At 68.9% G+C, this 14,235-nt stretch carries 18 protein-coding genes and 1 tRNA gene; 12 read left to right on the top strand and 7 right to left on the bottom strand.

All coding sequences use genetic code 11. The features are described from left to right. Window positions 1–120: 120 nt before the first annotated feature. The 3 genes from IEY82_RS03070 (at window position 121) to IEY82_RS03080 (ending at window position 2,972) form a co-directional block, all read left to right on the top strand. Entirely contained in the window at window positions 121–1,539 is a 1,419-nt protein-coding gene (locus tag IEY82_RS03070) for an Ig-like domain-containing protein (RefSeq protein WP_189122354.1), read from the top strand. Window positions 1,540–1,788: 249 nt separating this feature from the next. Then, on the top strand, window positions 1,789–2,628 hold the full coding sequence (gene ypfJ, locus IEY82_RS03075) for a KPN_02809 family neutral zinc metallopeptidase (protein ID WP_189122355.1): 840 nt from the start codon (window positions 1,789–1,791) through the stop codon (window positions 2,626–2,628). 47 nt (window positions 2,629–2,675) lie between these two features. Continuing rightward, window positions 2,676–2,972, top strand: a complete 297-nt coding sequence (locus tag IEY82_RS03080; RefSeq protein WP_189122356.1) for a type II toxin-antitoxin system VapB family antitoxin — start codon at window positions 2,676–2,678, stop codon at window positions 2,970–2,972. 46 nt (window positions 2,973–3,018) lie between these two features. Here IEY82_RS03080 and IEY82_RS03085 read toward each other — a convergent pair. The 4 genes from IEY82_RS03085 to IEY82_RS03100 form a co-directional block, all read right to left on the bottom strand. Next, window positions 3,019–3,108 (bottom strand) — tRNA-Ser (locus tag IEY82_RS03085). 10 nt (window positions 3,109–3,118) lie between these two features. After that, window positions 3,119–3,556, bottom strand: coding sequence for a nucleoside deaminase (locus IEY82_RS03090; RefSeq protein WP_189122589.1), 438 nt, complete (start codon window positions 3,554–3,556; stop codon window positions 3,119–3,121). Between the two features lie 14 nt (window positions 3,557–3,570). Then, window positions 3,571–4,047, bottom strand: a complete 477-nt coding sequence (locus IEY82_RS03095; RefSeq protein ID WP_189122357.1) for a tRNA adenosine deaminase-associated protein — start codon at window positions 4,045–4,047, stop codon at window positions 3,571–3,573. 18 nt (window positions 4,048–4,065) lie between these two features. Then, window positions 4,066–4,575 carry a tRNA adenosine deaminase-associated protein gene (locus IEY82_RS03100; protein WP_189122358.1) on the bottom strand — a complete coding sequence of 170 codons (510 nt, stop codon included), beginning with the start codon at window positions 4,573–4,575 and terminating at the stop codon, window positions 4,066–4,068. A 142-nt stretch (window positions 4,576–4,717) separates the two neighbouring features. On the opposite strand from IEY82_RS03100, the gene upp reads away from it, so the two are divergent. The 7 genes from upp (at window position 4,718) to IEY82_RS03135 (ending at window position 9,256) form a co-directional block, all read left to right on the top strand. Continuing rightward, window positions 4,718–5,356, top strand: coding sequence for a uracil phosphoribosyltransferase (gene upp, locus IEY82_RS03105; protein WP_189122359.1), 639 nt, complete (start codon window positions 4,718–4,720; stop codon window positions 5,354–5,356). Window positions 5,357–5,496: 140 nt separating this feature from the next. Continuing rightward, complete coding sequence (locus IEY82_RS03110) at window positions 5,497–5,721, top strand: hypothetical protein (protein WP_189122360.1); 225 nt, start codon at window positions 5,497–5,499, stop codon at window positions 5,719–5,721. Window positions 5,722–5,817: 96 nt separating this feature from the next. Next, window positions 5,818–5,976 carry a hypothetical protein gene (locus IEY82_RS03115; RefSeq protein ID WP_189122361.1) on the top strand — a complete coding sequence of 53 codons (159 nt, stop codon included), beginning with the start codon at window positions 5,818–5,820 and terminating at the stop codon, window positions 5,974–5,976. Beyond that, window positions 5,973–6,503 (top strand): PH domain-containing protein, encoded by a 531-nt coding sequence (locus IEY82_RS03120; protein WP_189122362.1) that lies wholly within the window; start codon window positions 5,973–5,975, stop codon window positions 6,501–6,503. Before IEY82_RS03115 ends, IEY82_RS03120 begins: the two co-directional genes overlap by 4 nt. A 96-nt stretch (window positions 6,504–6,599) precedes the next feature. Continuing rightward, window positions 6,600–7,943 (top strand): helix-turn-helix domain-containing protein, encoded by a 1,344-nt coding sequence (locus IEY82_RS03125; RefSeq protein WP_189122363.1) that lies wholly within the window; start codon window positions 6,600–6,602, stop codon window positions 7,941–7,943. A 112-nt stretch (window positions 7,944–8,055) separates the two neighbouring features. Then, window positions 8,056–8,727: a FadR/GntR family transcriptional regulator gene (locus IEY82_RS03130; protein WP_189122364.1), complete on the top strand. Its 672-nt coding sequence runs from the start codon at window positions 8,056–8,058 to the stop codon at window positions 8,725–8,727. 43 nt (window positions 8,728–8,770) lie between these two features. Next, on the top strand, window positions 8,771–9,256 hold the full coding sequence (locus tag IEY82_RS03135) for a MarR family winged helix-turn-helix transcriptional regulator (protein ID WP_189122365.1): 486 nt from the start codon (window positions 8,771–8,773) through the stop codon (window positions 9,254–9,256). Here IEY82_RS03135 and dnaN read toward each other — a convergent pair. The 3 genes from dnaN to IEY82_RS03150 all read right to left on the bottom strand — a co-directional run bounded on the left by dnaN (window position 9,236) and on the right by IEY82_RS03150 (window position 12,481). Next, complete coding sequence (gene dnaN, locus IEY82_RS03140; protein ID WP_189122366.1) at window positions 9,236–10,336, bottom strand: DNA polymerase III subunit beta; 1,101 nt, start codon at window positions 10,334–10,336, stop codon at window positions 9,236–9,238. The two genes, IEY82_RS03135 and dnaN, sit on opposite strands and share 21 nt — an antisense overlap. 64 nt (window positions 10,337–10,400) lie before the next feature. Then, entirely contained in the window at window positions 10,401–11,051 is a 651-nt protein-coding gene (locus IEY82_RS03145; protein ID WP_225262077.1) for a response regulator transcription factor, read from the bottom strand. Beyond that, complete coding sequence (locus tag IEY82_RS03150; protein WP_189122368.1) at window positions 11,048–12,481, bottom strand: sensor histidine kinase; 1,434 nt, start codon at window positions 12,479–12,481, stop codon at window positions 11,048–11,050. The genes IEY82_RS03145 and IEY82_RS03150 overlap by 4 nt, the downstream gene beginning before the upstream one ends. A gap of 109 nt (window positions 12,482–12,590) precedes the next feature. Here IEY82_RS03150 and IEY82_RS03155 point away from each other — a divergent pair, with 109 nt between their 5' ends. After that, entirely contained in the window at window positions 12,591–13,496 is a 906-nt protein-coding gene (locus IEY82_RS03155; protein ID WP_189122369.1) for an ABC transporter ATP-binding protein, read from the top strand. After that, window positions 13,493–14,227 (top strand): ABC transporter permease, encoded by a 735-nt coding sequence (locus IEY82_RS03160; protein WP_189122370.1) that lies wholly within the window; start codon window positions 13,493–13,495, stop codon window positions 14,225–14,227. Before IEY82_RS03155 ends, IEY82_RS03160 begins: the two co-directional genes overlap by 4 nt. Window positions 14,228–14,235: the final 8 nt, after the last annotated feature.

Below are 14,235 nucleotides of genomic sequence, written 5' to 3' on the forward strand. Positions count from 1 at the left end.
CGCGCCACGACACGGAGATCGCGTACACGCCTGAACGCACTTGAACGACTACGTAGAGTAACGTCCGTCGTGAAGTCGATCTACGACGACATCCCTCAGGACAGTGGGAGTTCAGTGTTGATGTCACAACGATCCCGATCCGCGCTCACCGCCCTGGCCGGTGCGCTGTTGACGCTGCTGGCCGTGCCCGGGACGCCGGCGGCCGCCGCCGAAGGCGGTGCGCACGACAGCGCGCGGCGGGCCGTCGCGCGAGCCGCCGCCACGCCCTGTGTCCGGCATGGGCAGGCGACCTACCCGGTCAGCTACTACTGGAAGAACGTCATCGGCGCACGGCTGGGCAGCGGGTCGGTCTCGGTCGACACCTCCCCCTCCCTGTGGGGCGGACAGATCGCACCTGGCACCGTCTTCACCCTCACCCTGACGCACCGCACGACCCAGTGGCCGTTGCTGGTCAGCCGCTACACCACCACGTGGGATCTGTCGTCTCTGCTGGCCAACGCCACTGTCATCAGCGAGTCGGGGACCGGAGCCATCAGCGGCAACACCCTGTCGATCACCTCGTCGGGCACCAAGACCGACCCGTCTCCCAAGGTCATCACCTTCCGGGTCAGGCAGGGCACCATCGGCAACGGCATGACCATCCGGCCGACCGGGATCAGCAGCGTCATCGCGGCGCCCGGCCAGCTCGGCAACAACACACCCGCCCCGCCGATCCAGATCGTCAACGGACAGTCCATCTCGCCCACCGTCGCCATCGCCGACACCGCCACCACTCCCATGGGCGCGGCCGTCAACGTGCCCGTCCTGGGCAACGACACCGCGAGCTCGCCGGCGATCAGCAACGTAACGACGCCCGGCAACGGCACCGCGACGCTCTCCGGCGGCAACGTGACCTACACGCCCGCTCCGGGCTTCGCCGGCACCGACACCTTCGCCTACACGATCACCACCGCCTGCGGCACCAGCACCGCCACGGTCACCGTCACCGTCATCTGCCCCTGGAAACCGGTCAACCTGATCAACGGCAGCTTCGAGACGCCGCCCGTGGCCACGGTCGACTGGAACATCCCCGACGCCTCCACCGACCCGAGCGTCGGCTGGCACACCACCGCCACCGACAACAAGCTGGAGATCTGGCGCAGCGGGGCACCGGCGGCCGACGGCCAGCAGTACGCCGAGCTCAACGCCAACGAGGTCTCCACGCTCTACCAGGACGTGCCCACCGTTCCCGGAACCCCGATGACCTGGTCGCTGTATCACCGGGGCCGCCTGGGCGCCGACGTGATGCGGGTGCTCATCGGGGCGCCGGGCTCGACCGTGGCGCAGGTCCCCACCGGGGCGTCCTCGCCGGACCTCTCCGACGACAACACCGCCTGGGGCTACTACACCGGCGTGTACGTCGTGCCTCCGGGACAGACCACCACCCGATTCGCCTTCGAATCGGTGTCGGCCGCGGGCGGCAGCCCGACGGCCGGCAACTTCCTGGACGGCGTGACGTTCAGCACACCCCCCTGCCCGGACACCACCAGCACGGGATGACACCCGCGCAGCCCCCAACGCCCTCGCGGCTGGAAGGCGGATAGGGGGCGAGCCTTCAGGAGCTCTGCCAGGAAGGGGCGCACCGGCCGGTGCGCCCCTTCTCGCCGTTCCGGTGCGATGCCGATCAGACTTTCCATCATTTCGCCACATCAACTGACACGTGGTGAATGATCTGGAACAGGGGCTGGAATCTATGGGTCCCTTTCGGGAAGCTGTCCCCCCGGGCAGACCCGAGAAGGGACGTTGGTCATGGACTTCAGAGACGACGTCAACCTCGACTCCTCACAGGTGGAGGACGTCGGTGGACGCGGGGGTGGTGGTGGGGGCGGCTTCCCGGGCGGGATGGTGGTCGGCGGCGGTGGCGTCCTCACCCTGATCGTGATGGTCGCGGTGTTCGTCATCAACAGCCTCGGCGGTGGCGGCGAAGGCCAACCGGCGCAGCAGCAGCCCTCCTCCAACCTCTCCCAGGAGTGCAAGACGGGCAAGGACGCCGACCAGTCGGAGAAGTGCCGGGTCGTGGGCGTGGTCAACAGCATCCAGGACTACTGGAAGACCGAGGTCTCCGGCTATCGCGCGGCCAAGACGATCCTGTATTCCGGCGGGGTGCGCACCGCCTGCGGCGCGGCCGACTCCTCGGTCGGGCCGTTCTACTGCCCCGGTGACCAGCGCGTCTACCTCGACCTGAGCTTCTTCGACGATCTCCAGAGCCGCTTCGGCGCCAAGGGCGGCCCGTTCGCGCAGGCGTACGTGATCGCGCACGAGTACGGCCATCACGTCCAGAACCTGCTCGGCGCGCTCGAAGGCGGCGGCTCGGTGGCCACGGAGCTGCAGGCCGACTGTTACGCGGGCGTGTGGGCGAACAAGGCCATCGACACGGGCTTCTACGACAAGCCGTTCACCGGGGCGGAGATCGCGGAGGCGCTGGACGCGGCGGCGGCGGTCGGCGACGACCGCATCCAGGAGCGGACCCAGGGCCGGGTCGATCCCGACTCGTTCACCCACGGCTCTTCGGAACAGCGCGTGAAGGCGTTCCAGCAGGGCTACAAGACGGGCCAGCCAGCCCGTTGCGGCACCGCTGACCTGCGATGACGGCACAGAGCAACACGCGGATGTGGAAACTCTCCTAAAATCAATGGGTGATCTTCAAGCTGGTCGGCGACGGACGCCCTTATCCCGAACATGGTCTGACCCACCGCGAGTGGGCTCAGATACCACCGCGGCAGGTCCGGCTCGACTCCCTGATCACCACGAAGGCGATGCTGGACCTGCACTCGCTGCTCGCCGCCGACTCCACGTTCTACGGCGATCTCTTCCCGCACGTGGTGCAGTGGCGGGGCGAGCTCTATCTCGAGGACGGTCTGCACCGGGCACTGCGGGCCGCTCTGCACCAACGATCGATCCTGCACGCCAGGGTGCTGGAGCTGCCCGCCTAGCAGCCGCCGAACGAGAAAAGGAGCCGCGAGCGCGGCTCCTTTTCGGTGGCGGTGGTGGTGGGATTTGAACCCACGGATGAGTTGCCCCATCACACGCTTTCGAGGCGTGCGCCCTCGGCCACTAGGCGACACCACCGCCGACGAGCTTACCGGATCCGCCGAGTGCCGAAGAACTCCTTAAGCACTGCGGAGCACTCCTCGCCCAGAACGCCCATCACGACCTCGGGCCGATGGTTGAGCCGGCGGTCGCGGACGACGTCCCAGAGCGAGCCCACGGCGCCGCCCTTCTCGTCGATCGCTCCGTAGACGATCCGATCGACCCTGGCCAGTACGGCGGCGCCGGCGCACATCGTGCAGGGCTCCAGCGTCACCACGAGCGTGCAGCCGTCGAGGCGCCACTGCCCGCGCAGCCGGGCGGCCTGCCTGAGCGCGAGCATCTCGGCGTGCGCGGTGGGATCGGCAGCGGACTCGCGGTCGTTGCCCGCGGCCGCCAGCACCTCGCCGAGCGGCCCGAGCACCACGGCCCCGACGGGCACCTCGCCACGGGCGCCGGCGGCGACGGCCTCGGCCAGGGCCAGGCGCATCGCCTCGGCGTGGGTCACCGCAGCCGGTCGAGCTCGTCGGCGAACGACAGCCGCTCGGCGATCACCGAGAGGATGTCGGCCGGGAGCACGCCTTCCTCCATGCTCAGCTCCAGCAGCTCCTCGGAGCTCACGCCGAGGTCGCTGAGCAGCTCGAAGTCGCCCGCCGGTCGTACGCCGAGCCCGTTGCCCTCCTTGTCGGGCACGACGCCGGCGAACTCGGCGAACAGCTCGCCCAGGCTCTCGGGCTGGATCGCGTGCACGTCGGAGAGGAACACCCGCGGCTCCTCCTCACCGAGGTAGCGGACGATGGCGAACCACTCGTCCTCGACCTCGACGCAGAGCAGCGCCAGCTCGTCACCGGCCAGGCCCAGCGCCTCGGTCACGGCGTCGCCGAAGTCGTCGACGATCTCGGACTCGCTCAGGTCGATCTCGGCGCCGCTCCAGCCGTCCGAGGTCCTGACGAAAGCCGCAGAGAAGGTGTTCGCCGCCATTGTCCTAGCTCCAGAGGGTCAGCCGAAGACCGATTCGATCGCACGTTCGAAAGGCTCGGAGAAGCCGAGCCGTGCGGCGATGCTGGACAACATGTCCTCGGGGAGCAGGTCGATGTCGCCGGACAGGATGCCCAGCTCCATCTCGTCGAGCCCGAGGTCGGCGAAGATGGACAGGTCGCCCGCGGGCAGAGCCGTCTCCTCGTCCTGCAGGATCTCGTCGAGCTCGTCCTCGTCCGGGATGGGGATGTCGAGGTATTCGAGGACCTGTTCGGCCAGCGGATAGTCCCAGGACGCGGAGATGTCCGACAGGAAGACATCGACGCGATCCGGCAGAACACGCAGCGCCACGAAGAACTCATCCCCCACCGCGACCAGGCCAATCGTGCCACTCTCACTCGGCTGCTGGCGCAGGGCCTTGATCAGCCCTCTGAGGTCGGACGTGAGCGCGATGGGCAGCAGCTCGGCTTCCCAGCGCTCGTCTTCGCGATAGACCACGATGGCGAAGTCGAGCGCATCTTCTTCTGTCATCGTCCACCCCACCCGACGTGGCCTCTACGGCCTCCAATCGTTCCAGACCCGAACAGCCGCCGTGTGCCTCTCCGACCAAATTGTGATCAAATCCGAAGACGCGACGTGCCGGTTCGTTCCACACAAGATAGCGTTGCCCGATATGGAAACCCTCGTCGTCGACCATCCGCTCGTGGCCCACAAGCTCACCACGCTGCGTGATGTCCGCACCGACTCGCCGACGTTCCGCCGGCTCGCCGACGAGCTGGTGACGCTGCTGGCGTACGAAGCCACCCGTGATGTCCGGGTGGCGGATGTCACGGTCCAGACGCCGGTCGCCCCCGCTCACGGTGTGCGGATGGCCAAGCCGTACCCCCTGGTGGTGCCCATCCTGCGCGCCGGGCTCGGCATGCTCGACGGCATGACCCGGCTGCTGCCCACCGCGGAGGTGGGCTTCCTCGGCATGATCCGCGACGAGGAGACGCTGCTGGCCGAGACGTACGCGACCCGGCTGCCCGACGACCTGTCGGGGCGGCAGTGCTACGTGCTCGACCCGATGCTGGCCACGGGCGGCACCCTGGCGGCGGCCGTGCAGTTCCTCTTCGACCGGGGCGCCGTCGACGTCACCGCCATCTGCCTGCTCGCCGCCCCTGAGGGGCTCGCCTACATGGACAAGGTCTTCGCCAACTCCGGACGGCCGATCCGCCTGGTCACCGCGGCGGTCGACGATCAGCTGAACGACAGCGGCTACATCGTGCCGGGCCTCGGCGACGCCGGCGACCGGCTCTACGGGGTCGTCTGAGAAAGCACTCCCTTTGGTCACGCGCAGTGGTCGCTTCGTTACATAATGCTGTTGCGGGGGTACGAAGAGCCAGGAAGGCAGCTTCCGCACGGGGCGCGAGGGGGCGCAATGAGTGATTTTCCGGTTGCGAGGGTGTCGTCGTGAGCGATCACACCCATCCGGACCCGACACCGTATACGGACGTCGAGACGGCTCTTCGTGGTGAGTTCGCCGGCGTCCACTCCGCGACCACCGTAACGCGTTGCGTCGAGGCGGCGCACTACGGCGCGCTGGAAGTGACGGGCTATGCCCATCCCAGCCTGGTCGAGCGGATCGCGCGCAAGCACCTTCATGTCCTCGCGCTCGTCGCTAGCGAGCGCGGCTAGCAAGATCACAACTAACCCGCAAAGTTACCTTTACCCCGGCACCTCGGTGGGTAATGTATAGAGCGGGTGTAGTGGGTAAGTGGTACGGAGGCGACAGTGCAGGTCAAAAAGGTCCTGACATACGGTGGTGTCGGGTTTCTGGCGTACTACCTCTTCGCACGCCCCAACGACGCCGCTGACGCGGTCCGGGGGGCGTTCGACACCGTGGTCAACGCGGCCGACTCGCTGGCCCAATTTGTGAACAATCTCGCATGAGACTTGTGACCCACGGGGACTCCGCCCCGTCATCGGTCAACCGCTACCTACTCCCCGACGAACAACAGGTCATCATGGTGCGGCGCCACCCGGCCGTGCTACTCCGTCCGGTCGCCGAGGTCTTCGGCGGCCTGATCATCGCCGGCCTCCTCAGCAAGGTCTTCGGCGACTCGGGGGGCGGCACGGCCCTCGTCGTCGTCTGGTGGCTCTGGCTGCTCCTGCTGATCCGCTTCGTGTGGAAGGTCGCGGAGTGGTCGGTCGACTACTTCGTAGTGACCTCCAAGCGCATGCTCCTGACCACGGGCCTGATCACGCGCAAGGTCGCGATGATGCCCCTGCAGAAGGTCACCGACATGAGCTTCAAGCGCTCCTTGATGGGGCGCATGCTCGGCTACGGCGAGTTCATCCTCGAATCCGCCGGTCAGGATCAGGCCCTGTCCAACGTCGAGTACATCCCGTATCCTGAGACGCTTTACCTTGAGGTCTGTCAGATGCTCTTCCCCAGCAAGGACAGTGGTGACGATTAACCCTTAGCTGGGGAATTCTTCACCTGGGGATACCCGATTCGGCTACTTCATGCAATCATTGCGGAGTGTTGACCCTTCCCCGCCTTGAGAGATGAGATGCCGAGTCAGGGAACCATCGGTGACCGCGTCCGCGGACTGCGGCTGAACAGGCGGATGTCCCAAGCCCAGCTGGCCGGACCCGACCTGTCTGACAGTTATGTCTCGCTCATCGAGTCGGGTAAGCGCACTCCGACTCCGGTTGTAGCCCGACTCCTGGCCGAGCGCCTGGGGTGCACCACCGAGTTCCTCCTGCACGGGATCGAGCCTCGGCAGCGCATCGACACCGAGCTCGGTCTTCGCCACGCCGAGCTGGAGCTCCAGCATGGCGATCCGGCCGTGGCCGCCGAACGCTTCACCGAGATCGTGAAGGTCGCCGACGAGGAAAACGCGATGCTGACCGCGCACGCCCGCTTCGGCAGGGCGCGGGCGCTGGAGGCACAGGGCCGGCTCGGCCAGGCGGTGGAGGCCTTCGAGCGACTGCGCCGAGAGGCGGCGGCCCACCCCGAGCGACTCGCCGACCTGCCACTCGCCGTCGCGCTGAGCCGCTGCTACCAGCGGGCCGGCGACCGGCTACGCGCCCGAGACCTCGCGGCCCACGCCCTTGAGCAGGCCATGCGCCTTGAGATCGCACAGGGCGAGATCGCCGTCGACCTGGCCGCCACGATCGTCGAGGCGCGAGGCGAGCTCGACACCGCCTCCCCCGAGCTCACCTTCGTCAAGCGCGTGCTCGACATCGCCGGCGTGCCTGACGTTGTGGACCGTTCCGGAGAGATCCAGGCACTGTGGCAGGCGAGTGCCGCCGCGGCCGCCGGTGACGACTCCGCGCTGGCCGTACGCCTGGCCGACGACGCCATCACCGCAGGCCGCCAGGACCGGCTGGCGCTCCAGCTGGCCAGGATCGCCATGCACTGGGCCAGGCTGGCCACGACGCCCGTCGAGGAGGCCGAGCGCCTGGTTGGCGCGGCGGCCCGTGCCTTCGCGTCCACCCCGGCCACCGCGCACGAGCACGGTGAGACCCTCATCGCGCACGCGAGGGTCAGGTTGCGGGCCGGTGACGCCGGTCGGGCCGGCGAGGTCGCGACGGCGGCGCTCGATCTGCTCGGTGACGCTCGCGGGACCGCTCCGGCCGAGGCGCACCTGGTGCTCGCCACCGTCGCCCTCGATCTCGACAGTGAGGCCACCAAGCACCTGAGCAGCGCTCGCGTGCTGCTCGACGGGCTCAACCGGCCGGTGTTCGGCTCCGACCGGCAGGTCGCTCGCTGCTGGCGCGAGCTGGGCGACCTGTACGGCAGGGTCGGTGACCCGGCACAGCAGACCGGCGCGTATCGTAAAGCCCTCGAAGCCGCCGGAGTGCGTTCCGCACTGGCAGGCCTTACGGTCGACGCCTCTGTATCTCGCTGACCGCGCAGTCCTCCGGGGGCTCCAGATTTGTGGTGCCCCAGTCTGGAATACACTGGGGCTTACCAGTCATTGACTCATCGGATGATTGGTTTTCCCCCGGAGGAGGCGGACTGTGAGTCTGCGTACGGCGCAGCGGGCTTCGCTCGTCGACCAGGTGATCGATCAGCTCAAGGAGCAGATCGTCTCAGGGTCATGGCAGATGAACGGCAAGATCCCAACCGAGACCGTGCTCGCCGAGCAGCTAGGAGTGGGACGCAACACCGTTCGCGAGGCCGTGCGCGCGCTCACCCATGCCGGGCTGCTCGAGTGCCGCCAAGGCGACGGCACCTACGTCCGTGCGACCAGCGAGCTTTCCGGCGCCATGCTCCGGCGGCTGCGGCAGGCCGAGCAGTTGGAGATTTTGGAGGTGCGACGCGCGCTCGAGATCGAGTCGGCGCGGCTCGCCGCCACCCGGCGCACCGACGAGGACATCCTGCGCATCGAGGCGGCCCTGGCCGAGCGCGACCGGGCCTGGGAGCTCGACGACGCCGACTACTTCGTGGAGGCCGACCTGGCCTTCCACATGTCCGTCGCGCACGCCACGCACAACCTGGTGCTCATCGACCTCTACGAGGACTTCTCGGCCGCGCTGCGGGCCAGCATCACGGCCGCGGGCACGTCGCTGAACAAGACCTACATCCCGCACGACGCCATCGCCCGTGCCATCGCGGCGGGTGACGCCAGTGCCGCCGAACGCGCCGGTCACGCCTGCATGGAGCACATTCTCATCGCCCTCACCGAGTGACCGCGACGCTGACGTACGTTCCAGTGACTGATCGGGGGCGACGGTGCGCAGGAGCCGGCAGCAACAGGACGATCCCGATCTGGGCGTCCTGACCAGCCGTACGCTGTTCAGCCTGCAGCGCGAGCTCTTCGCCGCCATCGCCGAGCAGGGCCATCCGGAGCTCAGACCGCGTCACGGCGCGGTGCTGGCCTACCTCGACGAGGAGGGCAGCCGGGCCACCGACCTGGCCGCGCGGTCAGGGCAGCACAAGCAGGTCATCGGCACCCTCGTCGACGAGCTGGTCGAGCTGGGATACGTGGAGCGCCGGCCCGACCCCGCCGACCGGCGGGCCAAGCTGATCGTGCCCACCGCGAAGGGGCTGGACGAGATGGCCGTGTCGGACGCCGCCATGGCCGCCATCGAGGCCCGGCACGCCGAGGCCGTGGGCGCGAGGGCCTACGCGGAGTTCAAGCGGGTCTTCCGGCTGGTCGCCGAACGCCAGTCAGCCACGCTGGTCGCCCGGCGCGGGTCAGCCACCGAGCCGCAGTGACATCACGAGATAGCGGAAGGCGGGCTCGCCGTCGCCCGGCACGTCCTGGATGAGGGCGGGCCTGGACGGCGACTCCATGTTGATGCGGGCCAGCTCACTCTCGATGCCGGTGAGGCCGTCGATCAGGAACTGCGACTGGAAGGCGATCTGGATGTCGTCGCCGCGCAGCTCGCAGTCGAGCACCTCGGTGCCGCGGCCGATGTCGCCGCCACCGGCCTGGATCGTCACCTGCCCCTGGGTGAACGAGAGCCGGATCGCGGTGTTGCGCTCGGCCACCAGCGCGACCCGCTTGATGGCCTCGACGAACGGCCCCACCCGCACGTCGGCCCTGATCGACCAGTCGGAGGTCAGCCGGGTGCGGTAGTCGATGAACTGCTCGTCGAGCAGGCGGACGGTGGTGCTGCGCCCGACGCTCTCGAACCCGGCCACCCCGTCGCCCATCGCGATCTCCACCTCGCCACCGCGCAGTGACTTGGCCACCTCGACCAGCACGCGGGCGGGCACCATGGCGGAGATGGCGAGGTCGGGCCTGGCCGGGCGCCAGGCGAACTCGCGGGCCGCGATGCGGTAGCGGTCGGTGGCGGCCATCGTCACCGTCTCGCCGTCGATGTCGACCCTGATGCCGGTGAGCATGGGCAGCGTGTCGTCGCGGCTGGACGCGGGCGCGACCTGGCCCACAGCCGAGGCGAACACCCCGCCGCCGATGGCCCCGATGCTCGGCGGCATCGTGGGCATGGTCGGGAAGTCCTCGACCGGCATCGTCACCAGCCCGAACTCGGCACTTCCGCAGGTCAGCACCGCCTCGGCGCCTTCGGTGAAGATCTCGACATCGTCGCCGGGAAGGCTGCGGCTGATCTCGGCCAGCAGCCGGCCGGGGATCAGCACGCCGCCGGGCTCGGACACCTCGGCCTCGATCCGGGCCTGTGCCGAGACGTCGTAGTCGAACGCGGACAGGCTCAGCTCCTCGCCGGCCTCCAACAGCAGCCCGGACAGCACCGGCATCACAGGGCGGCTGGGCAGAACCCTGGCGGCCCACGCCACCGCATCCGCCAGGACATCACGGTTAACCCGGATCTTCACCTGATCGCCCCTTTCGTCGCGCCTGACTCCTACGAAGGTAGCGGGTCCGACCGACAAAGCCGCCCTAACGGCTGTTCAGATAGGCGAGGACGGCCAGCACACGCCGGTTGTCGTCGTCGGAGGGCGCGAGACCGAGCTTGGCGAAGATCCCGGCGGTGTGCTTGGCCACCGCGCTCTCGCTGAGATAGAGCCGCTGGGAGATCGCCGCGTTGGAACGCCCCTCGGCCATCGCCTCCAGCACCTCCCGCTCGCGTGGGGTGAGCGCAGCCAGGGGCTCGTGCCGGGCGTTGCTGGCCAGCAGCTTGGCGATGACCTCGGGGTCCATCGCGGTCCCGCCCTCGGCCACCCGGTGGACGGCGTCGATGAACTGCTCCGCGTTGAACACCCTGTCCTTCAGCAGGTAGCCGATCGCGCCCGAGCCGTCGGCCAGCAACTCGCGGGCGTAGAGCTGCTCGACGTGCTGGGACAGCACCAGGATCGGCAACCCCGGCAGCTGCGCGCGGGCCGCCAGCGCTGCCTGCAGGCCCTCGTCGGTGAACGTGGGCGGCAGGCGTACGTCCACGATCGAGACGTCGGGGCGGAGCTCGATCAGACCCTTGAGCAGCTCGGGCCCGCTCTCCACGGCGGCCACGACGGTGAAGCCATGGGCCTGCAGGAGGTGGACCAGGCCGTCTCTGAGCAGGTAGAGATCTTCGGCGATGAGTACGCGCTTCACCGGTCGCATCCCGTGGACAGCGGGGTGGCCCAGGCCGGCCGGTTCTGCCGGGCGTACTGGCCGGGGATGAGGGTGGCCAGCACATACATGGCGATACCGAGCGTGATCATGCCCACGATGAAGGGCCACTGCCAGGGGCCGGGTAGGTAAAGCGCCAGAAACCAGCTCTTCTCGTCGGCTCCGACGATTTTGAAGACGCCGGCCACGAGGCCCTGCGGGAACAACGGACACCAGGCCAGGCCCCAGCACACCGCCACCGTGACGGCCTTCCAGCGCGGCATCTTGGGCAGGCTGCCCGCCCAGTGCTCGGGCAGCGCGTGGGGCAACTCCATGTGCACGGTCGTCGGACCGCCCGGCGGGCTGTTGATGGCGAGCACGCCGTCGAAGGCGGCCAGCCGCCGCTCGATGCCGAGCAGGCCGCTGCCCTTGCCGGGCTCGGCGCCGCCCATGCCGTCGTCGGTCACGGTGACCCGCAGGTACGGCCCGTCACCCCTGATGTCGACCGTGGCCGAGCGGGCGTCGCCGTGCCTGGCGGCGTTGGAGAGCAGCTCGCTGACCGCGAAGTAGATCGCCGCCTCCACCGGCGCCTCCGGCCGGTGCGGCAGGTCGACCTCCACGGTCACCCGCAACGCGCTGTCCAGCGCGAGGGCTCGCACGGCGTCGGCGAGCCCGCGCTCGGCCAGCACCGGAGGGTGGATGCCCCGGATGACCCTGCGCAGCTCCGTCAGGGTGTCGGCGGACGCCTCCCTGGCCTTGGTCAGCAGTGCTCTGGCCGCCACGGGATCCTTCTCGACGAGCTCCTCGACGGCGCCGAGCGTCATGCCGATGGCGACGAGCCTGGCCTGCGTGCCGTCGTGCAGGTCACGCTCGATCCTGCGCATCTCGGCCGCCTGGGAGTCGGCGGCCAGGTTGCGTACCCGGTTGAGGTGGGAGACCTGCCCGGCCAGCCTGCTGGCGCGGGTCGCGGACAGCAGTAACTCGCACCAGAGCCCGTAAAACCGCAGACCGCGCTCCGGCATCGTGATGAACACCGGCAGCAACAGCACCTTGATCAGGGGGTCGAGCAGCAGCCAGAGCCCGTCGCGCCAGGTCGCCGGATCGGACAGCATCCATTTCCACCGGTCGCTCCAGGCGGGTATCCGTGGCGTCTTGTAGAGCGTCCGGTCGTGGCGGTACATCCCGTCGGCCTGGGGCTGCGGGGGCGGTGGCTTGGGCAGGTACGGCGAGGCGATCTCGATGTCCGTCCACGCGCGGACCCGGCGCCGGGTGTCCTCCGCCAGCCGACGCACCAGCCGGACGTGCGGCGGATAGAGAAAGACCATGCCGAGCGCGAACGTGCCGAAGAGAGCGAGGAAGGAGAAAACGATCACCAGCAGTTGCACGAAGGTCAACGCGAGCAGCGCCGTCGCCTGACCGAACCTTCTGAGCATGCCTCTAGTGTGCTCGAACCGGACAGGCGCCGTCGATGCACCTAGGTACACCCTTACCTGGCATCCAGCCCGATTCCCCGCGCTTACCGCGCTCCCTACCGTCGTCACCATGAAGGTCATCGAGGTCAGAAACCTCCACAAGCGCTACCCCAACCACGTGGCGGTGCACGACGTGTCGTTCGAGGTGGCCGAAGGTGAGATCTTCGGCATCCTCGGTCCGAACGGCGCCGGCAAGACCACCACCGTGGAGTGCGTCTCCGGCCTGCGCACCCCCGACGGTGGCACCGTCCGGGTCGCCGGCATCGACCCGGTCGCGGAGCGCGACGCGCTGCGCCGGGTGCTGGGCGTCCAACTGCAGAGCTCCGCGCTGCCCGAGAAGATCAAGGTGTGGGAGGCGCTGGACCTGTACGCCTCCTTCTACCCCGACCCCGCCGACTGGCGGGCACTGCTGGAGCAGGTCGGGCTGGCCGACAAGCGGGACGCCCAGTTCGGCAAGCTCTCCGGCGGCCAGCGCCAGCGGCTGTCGGTCGCGCTCGCCCTCGTCGGCAAGCCGCGCGTCGCCGTGCTCGACGAGCTCACCACCGGGCTCGACCCGCAGGCCCGCAGGGACACCTGGGAACTGGTCGAGCAGGTGCGCGACTCCGGCGTGACGATCGTGCTCGTCACCCACTTCATGGAGGAGGCCGACCGGCTCTGCGACCGCATCGCGCTCATCGACTCCGGCCGGGTCGTCGCCACCGACTCGCCGGCCGGGCTGATCGCCCGGGTGGGCGACGAGCAGCGGGTACGGTTCCGGCCCTCCGCCCCCGTCGAGGACTCCCTCCTGACGGCGTTGCCCGAGGTGACGAGCGTCAGCCGCAGCGGCGAGCAGGTCGTGGTGACCGGCACCGGAAACCTGGCCCCCGCCGTCACGCTGGCCCTGGCCCAGCAGCAGATCATCCCCGGCGACCTGCGCATCGAGCAGGCCACGCTGGACGACGCGTTCCTCGCGCTCACCGGAAGGAAGCTCGCATGAAGAAGATCCTGGCCGTCGAGACCAAGTTGCTCCTGCGCGACTGGCCCGCCATCGTGTTCAGCCTCGCCCTGCCCGTCGGCCTGCTGGTGGTCCTGGGGCAGATCCCCGATCTGTCGAAGCCTGATCCCGAGTTCGGCGGGCAGCGGTTCGTGGACAGCCAGCTTCCGGCCCAGATGATCCTGCTGGCGTTGCTCACGACCTCCTTCACCGTGCTCCCCGGCGTGCTGGCCGCCTACCGGGAGCAGGGCGTGCTCAGAAGGATGTCCACGACGCCCGTGCACCCCTCCCGGCTGCTGGGCGCGCACCTGCTGATCAATCTCGGCGTCGCGGTGGTGGCCGTCGTGCTCGTGATCCTGGCGGGATGGCTGGTGCACGGCTCGACGCCGCCCGAGCAGATCTTCGGGTTCGCTCTGGTGTGCCTGCTCGGCACCGCCGCGATGCTGGCCATCGGGCTGGTGATCGCCTCGGTCGCGCCCAACGCCAAGTCCGCGCCCGGCATCGGGTCGGTCGTGATGTTCCCGCTGATGTTCGTCGCCGGCATGTGGATCCCGCGCGAGATCATGCCGGACGCGCTGCGCATGGTCAGCGACTACTCGGTGGTGGGGCCGTTCATCAACGCCATGCGCGACACCTGGGCGGGCGACTGGCCGCAGCTTCCGCACCTGGCCGTGATGCTCGTCGGGCTGGCGCTGTTCGGCGGCCTGGCCGTACGGCTGTTCAAGTGGGAGTAGCTTCCTCA

Source organism: Nonomuraea cavernae (assembly GCF_014646355.1).
Classification (GTDB): Bacteria; Actinomycetota; Actinomycetes; order Streptosporangiales; family Streptosporangiaceae; genus Nonomuraea; species Nonomuraea cavernae.

What these genes read in the sequence shown, in the direction of transcription:
- IEY82_RS03160 (WP_189122370.1), top strand. Translation starts at nt 13,493, where the DNA reads ATGAAGAAGATCCTGGCCGTCGAGACCAAGTTGCTCCTGCGCGACTGG.
- upp (WP_189122359.1), top strand. Translation starts at nt 4,718, where the DNA reads ATGGAAACCCTCGTCGTCGACCATCCGCTCGTGGCCCACAAGCTCACC.
- IEY82_RS03155 (WP_189122369.1), top strand. Translation starts at nt 12,591, where the DNA reads ATGAAGGTCATCGAGGTCAGAAACCTCCACAAGCGCTACCCCAACCAC.
- IEY82_RS03070 (WP_189122354.1), top strand. Translation starts at nt 121, where the DNA reads ATGTCACAACGATCCCGATCCGCGCTCACCGCCCTGGCCGGTGCGCTG.
- IEY82_RS03100 (WP_189122358.1), bottom strand. Translation starts at nt 4,575, where the DNA reads ATGACAGAAGAAGATGCGCTCGACTTCGCCATCGTGGTCTATCGCGAA.
- IEY82_RS03150 (WP_189122368.1), bottom strand. Translation starts at nt 12,481, where the DNA reads ATGCTCAGAAGGTTCGGTCAGGCGACGGCGCTGCTCGCGTTGACCTTC.
- IEY82_RS03120 (WP_189122362.1), top strand. Translation starts at nt 5,973, where the DNA reads ATGAGACTTGTGACCCACGGGGACTCCGCCCCGTCATCGGTCAACCGC.
- ypfJ (WP_189122355.1), top strand. Translation starts at nt 1,789, where the DNA reads ATGGACTTCAGAGACGACGTCAACCTCGACTCCTCACAGGTGGAGGAC.
- IEY82_RS03125 (WP_189122363.1), top strand. Translation starts at nt 6,600, where the DNA reads ATGCCGAGTCAGGGAACCATCGGTGACCGCGTCCGCGGACTGCGGCTG.
- IEY82_RS03095 (WP_189122357.1), bottom strand. Translation starts at nt 4,047, where the DNA reads ATGGCGGCGAACACCTTCTCTGCGGCTTTCGTCAGGACCTCGGACGGC.
- IEY82_RS03090 (WP_189122589.1), bottom strand. Translation starts at nt 3,556, where the DNA reads ATGCGCCTGGCCCTGGCCGAGGCCGTCGCCGCCGGCGCCCGTGGCGAG.